This is a genomic window from Bradyrhizobium jicamae, assembly GCF_018130215.1.
GTDB lineage: Bacteria > Pseudomonadota > Alphaproteobacteria > Rhizobiales > Xanthobacteraceae > Bradyrhizobium > Bradyrhizobium jicamae_A.
Genome location: NZ_JAFCKQ010000005.1, coordinates 1 through 16928 on the forward strand (window position 1 = coordinate 1; position 16928 = coordinate 16928).

Consider the following 16928-nt stretch of genomic DNA (forward strand, 5'->3'; position numbering starts at 1 on the left):
CGTCAGGCCTGCACGATTTCGCCGTCCGCCTCATGCGCTCTCGTCAGTCACGCATGCGGCGTCCACCGCATCCCACCGCAACGTTCGTGACGATCGCGAGCGCCCCTCGATCGGGTGAGACGGGGAAATCTATACACTGATTTGTCGTTACGATAAACCGAAATATTTTTGCGACGCGCGCTTGACAGTTTTTGCTGATTTGCCGGTTCCAGCACGCGATCGGCCCGAACGGGGCCGATATCCCCCGGTTGCAGGCCCGATGGGCCAGCGAACTTGCCCATTCCCGTCGCCGTCAAGCCCGTGTCGTGTCGTAAGACCTTTAGAATGCCCAACTATTTGCTTGATCCGGGCACCGTCTTGAACAGACTGGGTAGCGGTCACATCTGTGACGTCCGCCGCAGCGACGTTGGGGCGATCCATCCGCGTCGATCAATACAATTTCAATTTGCGCTATTCGGGTCCATGGGGAGACGGAATTGAGTGCGACTGACGGAGCCGGCCGTCCGGCAACATGCTTGAGGCCCACAAGATTCCCGGGGCCCACATCGCGCCGCGACCTTGCGCATCGCGCCCTCCTGCCGCTTGGCCTGATGATCGCGCTGACGCTTGGCGGCTGCGACCAGAAGGCCCAGGGGCAGGCAGCCGGCCCGCCGCCGGCGCCGCCCGTCACGGTCGCGCAGCCGGTCAAGCGCACCGTCACCGACTGGGATGAGTTCACCGGCCGCTTCGAGGCGATCGAGGAGGTCCAGGTCCGCGCCCGCGTCGGCGGCTTCGTCGACAGCGTCCAGTTCAAGGACGGCGCGATCGTCCATGCCGGCGATCTGCTCTACATCATCGATCCGCGCCCGTTCGAGGCGGTCGCGCTGCAGGCCGACGGCCAGCTCGCCGACGCGCGTGCCAAGGTGGAGCTCGCCAAGCGCGAGCTCGACCGCGGGCTCAATCTGGTGCAGACCAGTGCCGTCTCCGAACAGGTGGTCGACCAGCGCCGCCAGGCCTTGCAGGCCGCGCATGCCGCCGAGACGCAGGCCGAGGGTACGCTGAAGGCCGCGCAGCTCAATGTCGAATTCACCCATGTGCTGGCGCCGATCACCGGCCGCGTCAGCCGCCATCTGGTGACCCCCGGCAATCTCGTGCAGGGCGCCGACAGCGGCGCGACGCTCCTGACCTCGATCGTGTCGCTCGATCCGATCTACGTCTATTTCGACGTCGACGAGGCGACCTACCAGCGCAACAGCAAGCTCTGGTTCGAGGGCAAGCGTCCGAGCTCGCGCGACACGCCGAACCCGGTCGAGGTCACGCTGACCGGCGAGACCAAGCCCTCGCATCAGGGCACGATGGACTTCCTCGACAACCGGCTGGACGTCTCGACTGCGACCTTGCGCAGCCGCGCCGTCATCCCGAACAAGGATCTCTCGATCCTGCCCGGCCAGTTCGGCCGTGTCAGGATCATCGGCTCCTCGCCCTACGAGGCGCTGCTGATCCCGGATACGGCCATTGCCACCGACCAGTCGCGCAAGATCGTGTTCGTGGTCAAGGACGACAACAGCGTGGAGGCGAGGGCGGTGACGCTCGGGCCGCTGGACGACGGCCTGCGGGTGATCCGCGACGGCCTGAAGGCGGAGGACCGGGTCATCATCGACGGGATCCAGCGCGCCCGCATCGGGGCCAAGGTGACCCCGCACGGCGGCAAGATCGGCGGTGGCAAGTCATGAATCTCGGAAGCCTGTCCGTCAATCGGCCGATCCTGGCGATGGTCCTGTCCATCGTCCTCGTGATCGTCGGCGCGATTGCCTATCCCACCCTGCCTGTCGCCGAATATCCGCAAGTCGTGCCGCCGACCGTGGTGGTCACCGCGCAATACCCGGGCGCTTCGGCGCAGACGATCTCCGATACCGTCGCCGCTCCGATCGAGCAGCAGATCAACGGCGTCGAGAACATGCTGTACATGTACAGCCAGGCCACCTCGAACGGCCAGCTCACCATCACCATCACGTTCAAGATCGGCACCAATCTCGACCAGGCGCAGGTGCTGGTGCAGAACCGGGTCGCGATCGCGACCCCGCAGCTCCCGGAGGAGGTACAGCGCAACGGCATCACCACGCGCAAGAACTCGCCCGACATCCTGATGGTCGTGTTCATGCTGTCGCCGGACGACAGCCTCGACCAGCTCTACATCTCCAACTACGCGCTGTTGCAGGTCCGCGACCAGCTGCTGCGGCTCGACGGCATCGGCGACATCCAGATCTTCGGCGCACGCGACTACTCGATGCGGGTCTGGCTCGACCCGGACAAGATCGCCACGCTCGGCATGACCGCGACCGATGTCGTGACGGCGATCCGCTCGCAGAACCTGCAGATCACCGGCGGCCAGATCGCCAGTCCACCGATATCCGATCGCGCCTTCCAGCCCAATCTCACCTTCACCGGACGGCTCAAGGACATCTCCCAGTTCGAGGACATCGTCGTCAAGGCCGGCGAGGGCGGCCGCACGGTGCGGCTGCGTGACGTGGCGCGGGTCGAGCTCGGAGCCCTGGACTATTCGACCAACAGCTTCATGCTGCGCAAGACGGCCGTGGCCCTGCTGGTGACCCAGCTTCCCGGTTCCAACGCGCTGGCGACCGCCAAGGGCATTTCGGACACCATGGAGAAGCTGAAGACGAGCTTCCCCAAGGGACTCGACTACAATATCGGCTACAATCCGACCGAGTTCATCGCCCAGTCGATCCACGAGCTGATCAAGACCATCTATGAAGCGATGGCCCTGGTGGTCATCGTGGTGCTGCTGTTCCTGCAGGGCTGGCGTCCCGCGATCATCCCGATCCTGGCGATCCCGGTGTCGCTGGTCGGCACTTTTGCCGCGATGGCGGCACTCGGTTACGCCGTGAACAATCTGACGCTGTTCGGCCTCGTGCTTGCGGTCGGCATCGTCGTCGATGACGCCATCGTCGTGGTGGAGAATGTCGAGCGGCATTTGCGCAATGGCCTCGGCCGCCGCGAGGCGGCGCTGAAGACCATGGAGGAGGTCGGCGGTGCGCTGGTCTCGATCGCGCTGGTGCTGTGCGCCGTGTTCGTGCCGACCGCCTTCCTCGGCGGCATCTCCGGCCTGTTCTTCCAGCAATTCGCCATCACGATAGCGGTGGCGACCGCGATCTCGTGCTTCTGCTCGCTGACGCTGTCGCCGGCACTGGCCTCGCAGATCCTGGTGCCCCATGAGGAGCACCGCAAGCCCGCGGCCTGGAACCTGATCGCGCGCGCGTGGGAGGGCTTCACCGGCGTGTTCAACCGCGCCTTCGACTGGTTGTCGAATTTCTACGCCGGCCTTGCCGGGTTCGTGATCCGGCACCGCATGATCATGCTCGTGGTCTATCTCGGTCTGCTCGGCAGCGCCGGATGGCTGCTCGCGACCACGCCGCAAGGCTATATCCCGGCGCAGGACCGCGGCTACATCATCGTGTCGGCGCAATTGCCCGGCGCGGCGTCGCTGGCGCGAACCACCGCGATCGTACGCCAGATCGAAAAGGCGGCGCTCGACACGCCCGGCATCATCCGCGTCGCCGCCTTCGCCGGACTGTCAGGCGCGACACGGACGCAGTCGAGCAACGCTGCGGCGTTGTTCCCGGTGTTCGAGGATCCCGAGGTGCGGCTGAAGAAGGGCCTGACGGCGGCCGTCATCACCGCGGACCTGCGCAAGCGGCTCGCCTCGATCGAGGGTGCGTTCATCATCGTGATTCCGCCGCCGCCGATCCCGGGCATCGGCACCGGTGGCGGCTTCACCATGCGCATCCAGGATCGCCAGGGGCGCGGGCCCCAGATGCTCGCCGCTGCCACCGATGAGCTTGTCGCGGCCGCGCGAAGGGCGCCGGGGCTCACGTCGGTGTTCTCGCCCTACACGGCCAACACGCCGCAGGTGTTCGTCGATATCGACCGCGTCAAGGCGCAAAAGCTCAACGTGCCGATCCAGAACGTCACCGACACGATCGAGACCTATTTCGGCTCGACCTATGTCAACGACTTCAACCTGTTCGGCCGCACCTATCACGTCACCGCACAGGCCGACCTTCCGTTCCGCAAGGACAATGCCGACCTCGCCCGGCTGCGTACGCGCAACGGCAATGGCGACATGGTGATGCTCGGCAGCATCGTGGACTTCAAGGACGTTTCCGGTCCCGATCGCGTCGCGCGCTACAACCTCTATGCGGCCGCCGAATTGCAGGGCGAGGCCTTGCCCGGCGTCAGCTCGGCGACCGCGATCGACACCATGAAGAAGCTGGCCGACCAGACGCTGCCGTCGGGCTTCGCATACGACTGGACCGACCTGTCCTACCAGCAGGTCAACGGCGCCAATGCCGGCCTCTACGTGTTCCCGGTCTGCGTGCTGTTCGTCTATCTGGTGCTGGCCGCACAATATGGCAGCTGGACGCTTCCCTTCGCGGTGATCCTGATCGTGCCGATGTGCCTGCTCGCGGCCACCATCGGCGTGCGCATCATGGGCCAGGACGTCAACATCCTGACCCAGATCGGCTTCGTGGTGCTGGTGGGGCTCGCCGCCAAGAACGCGATCCTGATCGTCGAGTTCGCGCGCGACATCGAGCTCGAGGGCAAGCCAAGGCTGGAGGCGGTGATCGAGGCCTGCCGGCTCAGGCTGCGCCCGATCCTGATGACGTCGTTCGCCTTCATCCTCGGCGTGCTGCCGCTGGTGCTGTCGACCGGCTCGGGCTCGGAGATGCGGCAGGCCGTCGGCGTCGCGGTGTTCTTCGGCATGCTCGGCGTCACCCTGTTCGGCCTGATCTTCACGCCGATCTTCTACATGGTGGTGCGCAACCTCGCCGAGGGCAAGAAAGTGGCGAAGCCGGTGGAGTCGACGGCGTCCGCAGCGGGGTGACTCCGCAATATGTAGCCCGGATGCAGCGAAGGCGAAATCCGGGGCCGATCTATCCGCGGATGCGCCTTCCCCGGATTGCGCTCCGCTCCATCCGGGCTACGAGATCTTCGAGGTAGGGTCGGACGTTGTAGGCCCATACTTTTGGCTGAACTGAAATCGATGGGCAGGCGCACAGTTATAAAATAATGTCGCGCCGATTTTTCCTGATAGAAACTGAGGGAGTTCATAAAAATGAAATCGGGATTTCTTGCCGCAGTCGCGGCGTGCAGCCTGATGCTGGCGGCGCCGGCCTCGGCGCAGGGTGTCAAGATCGGTGTCCTCAATGATCAGTCCGGCGTCTATGCCGACTACGGCGGCAAATATTCGGTCGAAGCCGCCAAGATGGCGATCGAGGATTTCGGCGGCGAGGTGCTCGGCCAGAAGATCGAGCTGGTCACCGCCGACCATCAGAACAAGCCCGATCTCGCCACCTCGATCGCGCGGCGCTGGTATGACGCCGATGGCGTCGACATGATCACCGAGCTGACCACGTCGTCGGTCGCGCTCGCGGTGCAGGAACTGTCGAAGGAGAAGAAGAAGATCGATATCGTGGTCGGCGCGGCATCCTCGACCCTCACCGGCAGCGCCTGCTCACCCTACGGCTTCCACTGGGCGTTCGACACCCACGCGCTGGCGGTCGGCACCGGCGGCGCGCTGGTGAAGGCCGGCGGCGATACCTGGTTCTTCCTCACCGCCGACTATGCGTTCGGCTATGCACTGGAAAAGGACACCAGCGAGATCGTCACCGCCGCAGGCGGCAAGGTGCTCGGATCGGTCCGCGTGCCGCTCAACTCGTCGGACTTCTCCTCCTTCCTGCTGCAGGCGCAGAGCTCGAAGGCGAAGATCGTCGGCCTCGCCAATGCCGGCCAGGATACCACCAACTCGATCAAGCAGGCCGCCGAATTCGGCATCGTCAAGCAGGGCCAGAAGCTCGCGGGCCTCCTGATGACGCTGGCCGAGGTCAACGGCCTCGGGCTCGAGGCCGCGCAAGGCCTCGTGCTCACCGAAGGCTTCTACTGGGATCATGACGACAAGACCCGCGCCTTCTCCGAGCGCTTCTTCAAGCGCACCGGCCGGATGCCGAGCATGATCCACGCCGGCACCTACTCTGCGACGTTGAGCTATCTGAAGGCGGTGAAGGCCGCCGGCACCAAGGACAGCGATGCCGTCGTCAAGAAGCTGAAGGAGCTGCCGGTCGACGACGCCTTCGCACAAGGCAAGGTGCTGGAGAACGGCCGCATGGTGCACGACATGTACCTGTTCGAGGTCAAGAAGCCCTCGGAGTCGAAGAAGCCGTGGGACTACTACAAGCAGCTCGCCGTGGTGCCCGGCGACCAGGCCTTCTTCACCGCGAAGGAGAGCGGCTGCCCGCTGACGAAGTGAGGCGGAGCTCGCTAAGCAACACAGGCGTCGTCCCGGCGAAGGCCGGGACGACGCGAAACATGTGGCGGCGCCGGGCCTTCAATGCACCAGCCGCCACGCCGCGCCACCGAGCGCGCCGACCCACAGGATGATGCAGGCCATGGCCTGGACCGCAAAGCCGCGGCTGCGCTTCGCAACCGCCTCGCGGTAGCCCAGGAAATAGAGGATGCGGCCGATGATCCAGAGCAGGCCGACCACAGCCGCCCCGGCATCACCGACATAGATCGCGAACAGCCACAGCGACGGCAGGAAGATCGGCAGCCATTCCAGCGTGTTCATCTGGATGCGGAAGATGCGCTCGAAGTCCGGATTGCCTGATATCGCCGGCAGCTTGACGCCGTAGCGGACCCGGGCGCGCGCGACCTGCGTCGAGGTGAAGAAGTAGAACGCGACGGCAAGGCAGGTGACGATGGCCGTGAAGTGATACATGTCAGGCGTCCCTCATTGCTCTTCTCAATATCCCGTCATCTCGAGATAGCCTACTCCGGCGTGACTGCCTGCAAAGCTGATCGGGCCTTCCCAGTAGGGCACGCTGGTGCCCATCCAGCTGTGCGGATTGAGCGGCGTGGTCTCGATGGCGAGGCCGCGCGCCGGAAGATTCACGCGCCATGAGGTCGGCAGCTTGCGGCCGCCGATCGCGGCGGTGGCCGATGGCGTGATGCTGTTGCCTCCAGCGGCGATTTCTGCCGAGCGACCGTCCGGCGTGATCCAGTTGCCGAGCAGGTTCTCGCGGCCGTCCTGCTGCCGCAGGCGGTAGAGCATCAGCTTCTCGTCGCCGGGCAGGTGCAGCGAGAACCAGTCCCAGCCGGTCTGGTCTGATGCCAATGGCTGGCTGCTCCATTCGCGATCCATCCAGGCATGCCCGGTAACGGTGACGGGTTTCCCGTCGATGGTGATGGTGCCGGACGCGGTGAAGAACGGCTGGCTGTAGTAATAGGATGCCTGTCCACGATCGGATTTGCGGCTGTAGCCGTGGTCGCCCTGCAGGACCAGCGGGCGGTCGGCCGCTAGACGCAGGGCGTAGCTGAAGCCGGCCGCCGACGCCTTCAAGTCGAGCGGCGCGACGGTGGCTGCGTCGAACCCGTCGGTCGCGCGCAGTTCCCAGGCGTCGATCCAGGCCTGGAACGGCACAAGCTCGACGCCGGCCTGACCGACGCCGCCGCGCGCCAGCGTTTCGTCAAAGCGATGCGTCGTGGCGCTGGTGACGGCGGCGTGGCCCATCCAGACCTGCTGGTTGGCCCAGCCCTCGATCGGAGGTCCCGGCGTCATCGCCTGGCGGAACAGCGTCCATTGCGCGCCATAGGCCGCTCCGTCGGCGTCGGACAGGTTCGCGGTCACGTACCACCATTCGATCCGGAACGCCGGATGCGGGCCGTGATCGTCCGGAAAGACCAGCTGCCTGCCCGGCGTGACGGCGGCAAATCCGTCGGCGCTCTCGCCGAGCCCGGCAAAGCCTTGCGCGAATGCGCCGCGGCCGAGGCCGAGCGCCAGCGCACCGCCGGCGAAGGCGCGGCGTGTGAGGTCAGCGCTCATTGACGAAGATCCTGATCAGGCTGGCGGGCTGCATGCGCGCCAGTCTAGCCACCGGGAGCGCAGCCGCACAGAGCGCGGCAGCCATCGCGACCGCGATCAGCTCGATCAGCTGCAACGGGAACACGTGGAACGGCAGCCGCCAGCCGAACGCCTTGACGTTGACGATCGCGAGCAGGCACCAGGCGACCAGGAGGCCAAGCGGCAGCGCGAACAGCGCCGTGATCAAGGCGACCGACATCGTCTTGAGCAGCTCGAGCGCCGCGAGCCGGCGCCGCGTCAGGCCGATCGCCCAGAGCGGCGCGAGCTGCGGCAGCCTTGAGTTGGCAAGCGTGAGCAGGCTGGTGAGCAGCGCGATGCCGGCGACGCCGAGCGTGAAGGCATTCAGCGCCGCTGTCACCGAGAAGGTGCGGTTGAAGACACGCTTCGATTCGGTCTTCATCGTTGCCTGGTCCGCGACATTGCGGTCGTCGAGGCCGAAGGTCTGCTGGAGCGCCGAGATCAGTGCGGGGATCTTGTCGGGCGCGACGCGCAGGCCCATCCGGGTCAGCGGCGCTTGCGGGAAGTGCCGGGTGAGAGCGGCGAAGTTGACCGCGATCTGGCCCCTGGGATTGCCATAGTCGGCATAGATGCCGACGATCTCGAGCGTCCAGTTGCCGCCAAATGCGGGCACGGAGATCCGGTCGCCGATCGCAAGCTTCATCCGCCGCGACAGCTGCTCACTGACGAGACAGGCGTCGCCGGGGCGCAGCCGGACCCACGCATTCGCCGTGCTCTCGAGCAACGGCCAGTTGTCGCGATAGGTGGCGTGGTCGGGCAGGCCGAGCACCTCGATCGGCGCGCCCGCGAATTGCGTGTCGGCCCGGCCGCCGGGCAGGACCGCCTCGACCTCGGGCCGGTCGCGCAGCCAGGCCTTGATCTTCGTCGCCTGCGCGTCGGAGGTCGCGTTGATATAGACGTCGGCGGCAAGCCGGCCATCGAGCCAGACCAGGAAGGTGCGGCTGAAACTCTCGACCATGGTACCGACGCCGACATTGACTGCGAGCGCGAGCAGCAGCGCCATCAACGCCAGTGACAATCCCGACAATTGCTGGCGGCTGTCGGCCCAGAACCAGATGCTGACAGGCCTTCGCGCGCTGCGCTGACCGACGGTCAGTGCGATTTGCAGGACCATCGGCAGGATCAGCGCCGCGCCGAGCATCAAGGCGGCGAGCACCGCAAAGCCCGCGATCAGGGAATCGCCGAACCGGATCAGGCCGCCGGCCACCGCGAACACCGCGATTGCGGCGGCGCTCTGGAACATCAGCCAGCGCCGCTGCGCCTGCTGCCAGGCCTGTGGCTGTGCCGATGTCAGGACCGGCATGCGGATCGCCTTGGTCAGGCTCGCGGCGGCGGCGGCGAGGGCGCCCAGGATGCTGATGGCGACGCCGGCGAGCCACCAGGCCGGTTTCAGCGAAAGCTGCCCGGGAATCTGGGCGCCATAGAGCCCGCGCAGCGAGGCCGCGACGTCGGGCAGCAGCGCGGCCGCGATGAGATAGCCGCAGACCAGGCCGACCAGGCCGGCGATCAGCGCCAGCGACACCAGCTCGATGACCAGGACGGTGTTGAGCATCCACGCCGACACGCCGCAGGCGCGCAGGGTGCGCAGCATCGGCAGCCGCTGCTCGAAGGCGAGGCCGACAGCGGAGTTGACGATGAACAGCCCGACGAAGAACGACAGCAGGCCGAATGCGGTAAGGTTGAGGTGGAAACTGTCGGTCAGCCGCTCGAGGTCGCTTTCCGCGCTCGGCGGGATCAGGCGGAGCTTGTCGCCGGCAACGCTCTGCAGCGACGGATGCGGCGCGCCGGATTTGCCGATCAGGAGGCGCGACAGCCGATCCGGCAGCTTCAGGATCTGTTGCGCGAAGCCGATATCGACGACCAGCACGCCGGGCGCGAGCTCGCCTTGCACACGCAGCGGCGGCAACGCGATGCCATTGGCCTGCGGCCTTGCTCCTTCAGCGAGTGCAAGATCGCGAAGCGTCTCCGGCGCCACCAGCATCTCGCCGGGCGGCGTCACGAAGGCTTGCAGGCTTGCCTTGCCGAGCGCGGGCGCGCTGCCGACCTCTGCAGGCAAGGTCACCGGCTCGATGCCGAGCAGGCGATAGAAGCGGCCGTCGATCTGAATGCGGCCTTCCAGCGCCGGTGACACCGGCCAGCCGGCGCGGCGCAGATCGACGAACAGCTTCTGCGGGAAGGTCGCGCCGTCCTTTGCGACCAGCATCGCGGTGCGCGTGCCGCCGAAGGTCGCAGCCGCACGGTCATAGGCGTTGCGCGCCTGCTGGTTCAGCGCCTGCACGCCGCTCCACAGCGCAGTCGCCGAGATCAGGCCGATCAGCAACGTCGCAAGCTGCATCGGATGCCGCCGCCAGTGGCTCAGCAGCACGGCGAGGACCCAGACTGCGCGCCTCATGCTATGACCCCGGCATGCAATGTGACCTGGCGGTCCAGCGTTGCGGCCAGCCGCGCGCTGTGGGTCACCATCAGGAAGCCGCAGCCGGTGCGAACAACGAGATCGCGCGCCAGCCGCAGCACCTCGTCGGCGGTGTCCTCGTCGAGATTGCCGGTCGGCTCGTCGGCGAGCAGCAGCAGCGGCTTTGGCGCAAGCGCGCGGCCGATCGCGACGCGCTGCTGCTGGCCGCCCGACAATTGCTCCGGATAGCGCTTCAGCAAGGCGCCGAGGCCGAGGCGCTCGACGAGTTCGTCATGCCAGGCCGGATCGTGCCGGCCGGCAATGCGCGACTGGAAGGCGAGATTGTCCGATACGGTCAGGCTCGGGATCAGGTTGAACTGCTGGAACACGAGGCCGAGCCGGTCGCGGCGCAGCTCGGCGCGGCCGGCATCGCCGAGCGCGGAGATCAGGGTGTCGCCGAGCCGGATCTCGCCGCTGTCGGCGGCGTCCAGCCCCGCGATCAGGTGCAGCAGCGTGCTCTTGCCACTGCCGGACTCTCCGGTCAGCGCGACGCTCTCGCCGGTTGCCAGCGTCAGGTCGACGCCGCGCAGCACGGCGACGTCTTCGTCCGCCGTGCGGTAATGCTTGGTCAGCCCGGTGACACGGAGCAGGGCGGTCTGGTCAGGCAAGGCGATGGCCGCACCTCACTGCGGCTTCTGGTACTTGAGGACGAACTCGTCGATCGGTACCGGCGCCTTGAAGACGGGAATGTCCCTGGGATCCTCGGCATGATGCAGGAAATCGCCCTCGGCGACCTGCCTGAAGCCGGCGGCCTCGATCTCCTGCTTCAGGGTGCTTTCCTCGATCCGGTGCAGCGTCTTGCCGACGCTGGTGCCGTCGCCTTGCTTGGCCGAATGATCCGCGATGACGAGGAAGCCGCCGGGCTTCAGCGCGGCGAACATCTTCCGGTTCATCGCAGCGCGGTCGACCGGCATGTAGGTGACGTCGTGATAGGCGAAGAAGAAGGTGATCATGTCGAGGTTCGCGGCCTCCGGCGGGATCGGGTCATCGAAGTCGCGCACCACATGCACGACGTTCTTCATCGCCGGCTTCTGGGCGCGGGTGTCGAACTTGTCCTTCACAAAGCGCTCGATCACGGCGGCGGAGTCCTGTGCGTAGACCTTGCCCGTGGGGCCGACGGTGCGTGCCAGCAGCTCGGTGCTGTAGCCCGCGTTCGCCTCCATGTCGAGGATCGTCATGCCGGGCCTGACGCCGGCAAAGGCGAGCATCCTGGCCGGCTGGCGACGCTGGTCGGTCTGGCGGTCGGCGTCGCTGCGGTCGGGTGCCGCGACGATCGCCGCATAGTCGGGAGCAGCGGCCTCCTGCGCGCGGGCACAGGGTGCGACGGGCAGCGCAACGGCGGCGAGCGCGGTGCCGATGGCCACGCGGCGAAGGATCGATTGTGTCATGAAGCAACCCCGGACTGTGATGATCGCAAGCATAGCAGCCGGGCCCCGCCGGATCACCGCTTCAATCCTGCGGCGACGGGATCGTGATCGACTGCCGCGAGCGCGAAACCTTGGCCCGGAATTCCGCCGCGAAAGCCACTCTTCCCGAGGAAATGCGGTGTTGCGTTGTCCGGCAAGGCGTGGCTAGCATCCCTTCATGGGCCGATATCACAGAAGCCAAAACGATACGACGGGGAGTTAGACATGACCACGCAACCGACGCCCAAGGACACGCCGAGGGGCGCCTGGACGATCACCTTCCTTCTGTTCCTGTACATGGTGGTGAACTTTGCGGACAAGATCGTGGTCGGGCTCGCGGGCGTACCGATCAAGACCGAGCTCGGTCTCACCCAGGAGCAGTTCGGGACCCTCGGATCGTCCTTCTTCCTGCTGTTCTCGATCTCGGGAATCATCGTCGGTTTCATCGTCAACAGCGTGCAGACCCGCTGGGTGCTGCTGATCCTGGCGGTGATCTGGGCGCTCGCGCAGTTTCCGATGATCGGAAGCGTGAGCTTCGCGACGCTGTTGATCTGCCGCATCATCCTTGGCGCCGGTGAAGGGCCGGCGTTCTCGGTCGCCGCGCATGCCGTCTACAAATGGTTTCCCGACGAGAAGCGCACGCTTCCGACCGCGATTCTGTCGCAGGGCTCGGCATTCGGCGTGATCCTTGCCGTGCCGGCGCTGAATTGGGTCATCGTCAATCACAGCTGGCATCATGCCTTCGGCGCGCTCGGCATCGTCGGCCTGTTGTGGGCCGTCGCCTGGTTCGCGCTCGGCAAGGAAGGGCCACTGGTCCCGAGTGCCGCGACCGCCGCCAGCGAGCCGAAGATTTCCTACTGGAAGCTGCTGACGTCGCGCACCTTCGTCGGTTGCGTGGTCTCGACCTTCGGCGCCTATTGGGCGCTGTCGCTCGGCCTCACCTGGTTCACCTCCTTCATCATCGAAGGGCTCGGCTTCTCGCAGCAGCAGGCCGGCTTCATCTCGATCCTGCCCTGGGTCTTCGGCGCGACGATCGTGATCCTCACGGGATGGATCTCGCAGCTCATGCTGGCACGCGGCTTCACCACCCGTGGCGCACGCGGCGTGCTCGGCGCGGCTCCGCTGGTCGTTGGCGGCTGCGTCCTCGCCACGCTGCCCTATGTCGCGCCCGGGGGATTGATGATCGCGCTGCTGGTGATCGGCTCCGGCCTGTGCGGCTCGATCTATGTGGTCTGCCCGCCGATGCTCGGCGAGTTTACGCCGGTGTCGCAGCGCGGCGCCGTGATCGCGATCTACGGCGCGCTGTACACGATATCGGGCATCCTGGCGCCAATGGTGATGGGCGGCGTCATCCAGCATGCCGGCTCGCCGATGGCAGGCTACATGATCGGCTTCTCCATCAACGCCGCGATCCTGGTCGGCTCCGGCGTGCTCGGGCTGCTGCTGCTGTGGCCGAACACCGAGCGCGCCCGGCTGACAGGCACCTCGCAGCCGGACCGCGCGATCAAAGGCGCGGTTTCGCCGACGTAGGACGGCGACGCTCCGCTTTACCTCACCCTTTGAGAGAGGCCGGATGTCGCGCGTCAGCGTGACATCCGGGTGAGGGATTTGCCTTCACGAGCTCACTTCCCTCGAGAGACCGCACCCGGATCGCATTCCGCTTCGAGCGCCCCGGCTTTGCAGCGACACAAGCTGCGGCGTCGGCTTCTCTGCGCGTCTGTTACCGGGTGTTGCTGGCCCGGCCATCACCGACGGCATCTGCGCAACGGCGGACATTGTAATGTCTTGCCGCAGGAATAAGCTGCGACCAGTCGATTTCGATATCACCCAGACCTACTCGATCCGTTTTTGCGCACATGACGCTGCCGATTTCGAACGGGCGGCGTGCGCCCCGGCATCCGCGCACGCGATGAGGGAGAAAGTGGCAATGAAATCCGTTGGTAAAATTGTGACGGCTGCAATCGCCAGCTTCGTTCTGGGCGTTGGTGCGGGCAGCGTCTTGCACGCGCAAGGCAAGGTCCCCGCTTATTCGGTAGCGGAAATCAATGTCAAGGATCCGGATGGTTACACCAAGGACTTTCTGCCCAAGGCGCAAGCCAACATCAAGGAACATGGCGGCAAGTACCTCGGCGGCGGCGCCAACAAGGCGATCAGCATGAGTGGATCGCCTCCGGCAAATCGCGTGGTGCTGATTCAATTTCCCGATATGGACACGCTCAAGGCATTCGGCATCAAGCAGACGCAGCTCGAGGCAGACGTCGGCAACAAATATGCCAGCTTCCGCGCGATCGGGATCGAGGGTATCGAGCAGAAATGACAACGCGGCCAGCGGCGGCCCAGCCCGCCGCTGCACGCCCTAACGCTCGTTTCGCATGTAGGGACTGCGTTCGGAGACGAGCCTCAGATCAGGATCGGCTGCCAATGCCTGCGTCGAGTGCATGTGGGGCACATTTTCAGGATTGCCCCACATCACCCAGGCGATAACGCCGGCGGTCAGGATGCCTCCGCTGATGGCCAAAAGATCCCGCCTCACGACGCATCCTCAGTTTTGGCCTTCGTCAAAGCATATTACATGCCAATCCATGAGGAGAGGCATTTCCCCGGACGGACCCTCGCGTTATGATCGCCATGTTTCTGATTGTTGCTGTTAGGGGATGCCATGTTGGGCGAAGACTTCAGGAAGCAGCGCGCAAGTCTGGTGCGCGATCTGGCCGCGCGAGCTGATCCTTTCATCAAGCGGCGACTGCTCGACCTCGCAGAGCGATACGAAGGCGCCGAGCATCGTCCTACTCCCGTGACGCCAAACGATCTTCAGATTGCGAGCATCGATAGCGAGGTCGCCGAGCAATGATTGGCGGTTGCTCGGACGGGCGTCCTGCGCCGGCAATTCCGTGGTTCTACGGAATCCACACCGGGCCGGGAAAACCCTAATCTCAGGGTTGCCGGGGCTAGTTTTCAATACCGAGCAAATTTTCAGATTTTACCGGCAAGGGGCCGCGGCGTGTGCGGCCCCTTTCGATTCAAGTCGCTGCTTCGATGCGTTTGAGTATGGCCATGCTCGCACTGAGGAACCATTTTGTCGAAGGAAGACCTCGCCAGGGACGCGGCGACAATATTTCGGCTCCTGCGTGCGTTTCGCTCGATCAAGGATCGAACGGTCCGGCTGAGCATCATCGAGACGGTTGAAGCGATGGCACGAAGGCGCGCGGCACCTGACGAAAGTGCCGACACGAAACGGTGCGACTGAGCGTTTGCTTCGACGAGCGCAGCGAAATCCGGGGCAGGTCTGGCCGCAATCGAGAATGTCCCGGATTGCGCTTCGCGTCATCCGGGCGGCAGACTCATTGCATCCCCTGCGCGCCGCGTACGAGCCTGCCCGGCCGCACGCCGGTGGCCTTGCCTTCGCGCTGCGTGACGATACCGGACACGATCGTGGCGTCGTAGCCATCGACCTGCTGCAGCAGGCGGCGGCCGCCGACGGGGAGGTCGTAATGCACCTTGGGCGGATGCAGATGCAGCCGGTCGTAATCGATCACGTTGACGTCGGCCTTGAAGCCGGGCGCGATCACGCCGCGATCATGGAGACCAACGGACAGCGCGGTCTTGCGCGACTGCGCCGCGACCACGAACGGGATCGAGAGCTTTTCGCCGCGGCTGCGGTCGCGCGTCCAGTGCGTTAGCAGATAGGTCGGGAAGCTGGCATCGCAGATGATCCCGCAATGTGCGCCGCCGTCGGAGAGGCCCGGCACGGCACTCGGTTCGCGAAGCATTTCATGCACGGCATCGAGATTGCCGTCGGCATAATTCAGGAACGGCACATAGAGCATGCCGCGGCCCTCGTCGGTCAGCATCGCGTCATAGGCGAGTTCTTCCGGCTGACGGCCCTGGCGGCGCGCCTGCGGGCCGAGCGCGTTCTCCGGCGGCTGCTCATAGTCCGGCGGATTACCCAGCAGATACATCTTGTCGTAGTTCGGCCGGAAGAACAGCGGGTCGTCGGTCGCCGTCGCCGTTTCGCTCAGGATCGCGGCGCGTATCTCGGGCCGGCGCAAATGTGCGAGCCGCTCGGCCAGCGGCAGCCCGGCGATCGCGCGGTAGCCTGGATGGGTCTGGAACGGGTTGCGCGACAATTCCAGCCCGAGCAGCAGCCCGACGGGCCGCGCGGCTATCTGGGTCGTGATCGACAGGCCACGCGCGGCGGCTTCATTGATGGTATCCATCGTCTGCCGCCAGCGCCGCGGCGCCTTGTCGGCCTGGGCGACGGAAAACGAGATCGGGCATCGGGTATTCTCGGCGACCCGCAGCATCATCGGCAGATCTTCGTGAACGGTGCTCTGGTCGAGCACGAACTGCAGCACGCTGCGGCCGACGCCGTGCATTGCGCCGGCGATCGCGGTCAATTCGTCCTCCCCGGCTTTCAGCGTCGGCGTGTAGTCGCCGGTCGAGGTCCGGTGATTGAGCGTGCGCGAGGTCGAGAAACCCAGTGCGCCCGCCCGCACGGCGTCGCCGGCGAGCGCCGCCATCGCCTTGTTGTCGTCAGGCGTTGCGGGATCACGGCGCGCGCCGCGCTCGCCCATCACATAGACGCGCAGCGCCGCATGGGGCAGCTGGGCGCCGACATCCATGTCGAAACTGCGCTTCGACAGCCAGTCCATGTAGTCGGGGAAGCTCTCCCACGCCCAGGGGATGCCGGCGCTCAGCACCGGCTCCGGAATGTCCTCGACGCCCTCCATCAGCTGGATCAGGCGGACGTGGTCGCTCGGCCGGCACGGCGCGAAGCCGACGCCGCAATTGCCCATGATCGCGGTGGTGACGCCGTTCTGCGACGACGGCGTGATATCGTGGCTCCAGGTCACCTGGCCGTCGTAATGCGTGTGGACGTCGACGAAGCCCGGAGCCACGAGCTTGCCGCGCGCGTCGATCTCTTCCCTGCCTGTCGCCGCGACCTTGCCGACCTCGGCGATGCGGCCACCGGAGATGGCGACATCGGCTTCATAGAGATCGCCGCCCTTGCCGTCGGCAATGGTGCCGCCGCGGATCACGAGGTCGGGGGTCGAGGTCATGGCGCATCATCCCGTGGCTGTTCTTGCTTGGCAGCATCATGGGTGACCCCTTGATGCTGTCAACTGTCGGGGACGAG

At 65.7% G+C, this 16928-nt stretch carries 12 protein-coding genes; 5 read left to right on the forward strand and 7 right to left on the reverse strand.

Annotated elements, in window-relative coordinates:
* Positions 1-575: 575 nt before the first annotated feature.
* The 3 genes from JQ586_RS08790 (at position 576) to JQ586_RS08800 (ending at position 6304) form a co-directional block, all read left to right on the forward strand.
* Positions 576-1712 (forward strand): efflux RND transporter periplasmic adaptor subunit, encoded by a 1137-nt coding sequence (locus JQ586_RS08790; protein WP_409334464.1) that lies wholly within the window; start codon positions 576-578, stop codon positions 1710-1712.
* Entirely contained in the window at positions 1709-4882 is a 3174-nt protein-coding gene (locus JQ586_RS08795) for an efflux RND transporter permease subunit (protein ID WP_212394137.1), read from the forward strand. The genes JQ586_RS08790 and JQ586_RS08795 overlap by 4 nt, the downstream gene beginning before the upstream one ends.
* Before the next feature lie 231 nt (positions 4883-5113).
* On the forward strand, positions 5114-6304 hold the full coding sequence (locus JQ586_RS08800; protein WP_212394138.1) for an ABC transporter substrate-binding protein: 1191 nt from the start codon (positions 5114-5116) through the stop codon (positions 6302-6304).
* Positions 6305-6382: 78 nt separating this feature from the next.
* Here JQ586_RS08800 and JQ586_RS08805 read toward each other — a convergent pair whose 3' ends face one another.
* From JQ586_RS08805 to JQ586_RS08825, 5 genes are read right to left on the reverse strand one after another with little or no spacing between them, the layout of a single operon-like run.
* Entirely contained in the window at positions 6383-6772 is a 390-nt protein-coding gene (locus JQ586_RS08805) for an MAPEG family protein (protein ID WP_212394139.1), read from the reverse strand.
* Between the two features lie 24 nt (positions 6773-6796).
* Positions 6797-7876 carry a lipocalin-like domain-containing protein gene (locus tag JQ586_RS08810; RefSeq protein ID WP_212394140.1) on the reverse strand — a complete coding sequence of 360 codons (1080 nt, stop codon included), beginning with the start codon at positions 7874-7876 and terminating at the stop codon, positions 6797-6799.
* Complete coding sequence (locus JQ586_RS08815) at positions 7866-10325, reverse strand: ABC transporter permease (RefSeq protein WP_212394141.1); 2460 nt, start codon at positions 10323-10325, stop codon at positions 7866-7868. The genes JQ586_RS08810 and JQ586_RS08815 overlap by 11 nt, the downstream gene beginning before the upstream one ends.
* Positions 10322-10975 carry an ABC transporter ATP-binding protein gene (locus tag JQ586_RS08820; protein WP_212394341.1) on the reverse strand — a complete coding sequence of 218 codons (654 nt, stop codon included), beginning with the start codon at positions 10973-10975 and terminating at the stop codon, positions 10322-10324. The genes JQ586_RS08815 and JQ586_RS08820 overlap by 4 nt, the downstream gene beginning before the upstream one ends.
* A 33-nt stretch (positions 10976-11008) precedes the next feature.
* Entirely contained in the window at positions 11009-11773 is a 765-nt protein-coding gene (locus JQ586_RS08825) for a class I SAM-dependent methyltransferase (RefSeq protein ID WP_212394142.1), read from the reverse strand.
* Between the two features lie 243 nt (positions 11774-12016).
* Between JQ586_RS08825 and JQ586_RS08830 the strand changes: the two genes are divergently transcribed.
* A complete protein-coding gene (locus tag JQ586_RS08830) occupies positions 12017-13321 on the forward strand; it encodes an MFS transporter (protein WP_212394143.1) in 1305 nt (434 codons plus the stop codon).
* Positions 13322-13571: 250 nt separating this feature from the next.
* Complete coding sequence (locus JQ586_RS08835) at positions 13572-14108, forward strand: DUF1330 domain-containing protein (protein ID WP_212394144.1); 537 nt, start codon at positions 13572-13574, stop codon at positions 14106-14108.
* A gap of 330 nt (positions 14109-14438) precedes the next feature.
* Here JQ586_RS08835 and JQ586_RS41080 read toward each other — a convergent pair whose 3' ends face one another.
* Positions 14439-14573 carry a hypothetical protein gene (locus JQ586_RS41080; protein ID WP_283815429.1) on the reverse strand — a complete coding sequence of 45 codons (135 nt, stop codon included), beginning with the start codon at positions 14571-14573 and terminating at the stop codon, positions 14439-14441.
* A 559-nt stretch (positions 14574-15132) separates the two neighbouring features.
* Complete coding sequence (locus tag JQ586_RS08840; RefSeq protein WP_212394145.1) at positions 15133-16851, reverse strand: amidohydrolase family protein; 1719 nt, start codon at positions 16849-16851, stop codon at positions 15133-15135.
* Positions 16852-16928: the final 77 nt, after the last annotated feature.

Excerpts from the sequence above, each read along its gene's own strand:
- JQ586_RS08840 (WP_212394145.1), bottom strand. The coding sequence starts at position 16,851 with ATGACCTCGACCCCCGACCTCGTGATCCGCGGCGGCACCATTGCCGAC.
- JQ586_RS41080 (WP_283815429.1), bottom strand. The coding sequence starts at position 14,573 with ATGCTCGGCGCCTTCGTATCGCTCTGCGAGGTCGAGCAGTCGCCGCTT.
- JQ586_RS08810 (WP_212394140.1), bottom strand. The coding sequence starts at position 7,876 with ATGAGCGCTGACCTCACACGCCGCGCCTTCGCCGGCGGTGCGCTGGCG.
- JQ586_RS08835 (WP_212394144.1), top strand. The coding sequence starts at position 13,572 with ATGTCTTGCCGCAGGAATAAGCTGCGACCAGTCGATTTCGATATCACC.
- JQ586_RS08825 (WP_212394142.1), bottom strand. The coding sequence starts at position 11,773 with ATGACACAATCGATCCTTCGCCGCGTGGCCATCGGCACCGCGCTCGCC.
- JQ586_RS08815 (WP_212394141.1), bottom strand. The coding sequence starts at position 10,325 with ATGAGGCGCGCAGTCTGGGTCCTCGCCGTGCTGCTGAGCCACTGGCGG.
- JQ586_RS08795 (WP_212394137.1), top strand. The coding sequence starts at position 1,709 with ATGAATCTCGGAAGCCTGTCCGTCAATCGGCCGATCCTGGCGATGGTC.
- JQ586_RS08805 (WP_212394139.1), bottom strand. The coding sequence starts at position 6,772 with ATGTATCACTTCACGGCCATCGTCACCTGCCTTGCCGTCGCGTTCTAC.
- JQ586_RS08800 (WP_212394138.1), top strand. The coding sequence starts at position 5,114 with ATGAAATCGGGATTTCTTGCCGCAGTCGCGGCGTGCAGCCTGATGCTG.
- JQ586_RS08830 (WP_212394143.1), top strand. The coding sequence starts at position 12,017 with ATGACCACGCAACCGACGCCCAAGGACACGCCGAGGGGCGCCTGGACG.